This is a genomic window from Actinomycetospora sp., from assembly GCF_055612215.1.
In genome coordinates this window covers 1-1,393 of the sequence record NZ_JBVPVA010000364.1, presented here as the reverse complement: position 1 = coordinate 1,393, position 1,393 = coordinate 1, and the positions used below count along the sequence as shown (strand labels likewise).

The following is a 1,393-nucleotide window of genomic DNA, read 5'->3' as shown; positions in this document are numbered from 1 at the left end:
AGGGTCTCGCGCTGGTTGCGCTTGCCCCCGATGGACGAGCGCGTCTGCGTGACCAACAGGTCGGCCATGGCTCAGACCCCCTGACCGGCGCGCTGGCGCAGCATCCGCGCCGGCGCGACCTCGTCCAGCGGCAGACCCCGGCGGGCGGCGACGGCCTCGGGGACCTGCAGCGCCTTCAGGGCGGCCACCGTGGCGTGCACGATGTTGATGGCGTTCTGGCTGCCCAGGGACTTGGACAGGATGTCCTGGATCCCCGCGCACTCCAGGACCGCGCGCACCGGGCCACCGGCGATGACGCCGGTACCGGGGCTCGCGGGGCGCAGGAGGACGACGCCGGCGGCGTCCTCGCCCTGCACGGGGTGCGTGATGGTGCCGCCGATCCGCGGGACGCGGAAGAAGTTCTTCTTCGCCTCCTCCACGCCCTTGGCGATCGCGGCCGGCACCTCCTTGGCCTTGCCGTAGCCCACCCCGACCTCGCCGTCGCCGTTGCCGACGATGACGAGCGCGGTGAAGCTGAAGCGGCGGCCGCCCTTGACGACCTTGGCCACGCGGTTGATGGCGACGACGCGCTCGAGCGTCGCCGACCTGTCCTGGGCGCCGCCGCGGCCGCCGCCCTGGCGGTCGCGACCGCCCTGGCCGCCACCCTCGCGGCGCTGAGTGCCCGGCATCAGGCGTCCTTCCCTTGCGTGTCAATGACGTGGTGGACCATCAGAACGTCAGGCCCCCCTCGCGGGCCGCATCCGCGAGCTGCGCGATGCGGCCGTGGTAGCGGCGTCCGCCGCGGTCGAACACGACCGCGTCGATCCCCGCCGACTTCGAGCGGCTGGCGACGAGCTCGCCGACCTTGGCGGCCTGCGCCTTCTTGTCGCCCTCCAGCCCGCGGACATCGGCCTCGAGGCTCGACGCGTGCGCGAGCGTGTGGCCGGCGAGGTCGTCGACCACCTGCGCGGTGATGTGCCGTGAGGAGCGGGTGACGACCAGGCGCGGACGCGTCGGGGTGCCCTCGACCTTCTTGCGCAGGCGCGCGTGACGACGCACGCGGCCCGTGCGGCGGGTCTCCGAGACGTTCTTCCCCACCGCGACGCGCTTCTTCGCTGTGTCGTTGCTGGTCTCAGCCATCACTTACCCGTCTTCCCGACCTTGCGGCGGATCTGCTCGCCGGCGTAGCGCACGCCCTTGCCCTTGTACGGGTCGGGCTTGCGGAGGCGCCGGATGTTCGCGGCCACCTGGCCGACGACCTGCTTGTCGGAGCCCTGCACCGAGAAGCGGGTCGGGCTCTCCACCGTGAACGTGACGCCCTCGGGCGCCTCGATGCGGACGGGGTGGCTGTAGCCCAGCGCGAACACCAGGGTGCTGCCCTGGAGCTGCACGCGGTAGCCGACGCCGTGGATCT

Annotated in this window: 3 protein-coding genes; all 3 read right to left on the bottom strand. The window is 72.6% G+C overall.

Features of this window, described 5'->3' with window-relative positions; translation table 11 throughout:
- Nucleotides 1-71: 71 nt before the first annotated feature.
- Nucleotides 72-668 (bottom strand): 30S ribosomal protein S5, encoded by a 597-nt coding sequence (gene rpsE / locus AC0CYZ_RS10365; RefSeq protein WP_472214927.1) that lies wholly within the window; start codon nucleotides 666-668, stop codon nucleotides 72-74.
- A gap of 40 nt (nucleotides 669-708) precedes the next feature.
- Nucleotides 709-1,119 carry a 50S ribosomal protein L18 gene (gene rplR / locus AC0CYZ_RS10360; protein WP_472214925.1) on the bottom strand — a complete coding sequence of 137 codons (411 nt, stop codon included), beginning with the start codon at nucleotides 1,117-1,119 and terminating at the stop codon, nucleotides 709-711.
- Nucleotides 1,119-1,393 (bottom strand): 50S ribosomal protein L6 (locus tag AC0CYZ_RS10355; protein WP_472214923.1); only part of this gene is annotated, 275 nt, incomplete at its 5' end. The genes AC0CYZ_RS10355 and rplR, both read right to left, overlap by 1 nt.

Coding starts and splice junctions, on each gene's coding strand:
- rpsE (WP_472214927.1), bottom strand. CDS start 668: ATGCCGGGCACTCAGCGCCGCGAGGGTGGCGGCCAGGGCGGTCGCGAC.
- rplR (WP_472214925.1), bottom strand. CDS start 1,119: ATGGCTGAGACCAGCAACGACACAGCGAAGAAGCGCGTCGCGGTGGGG.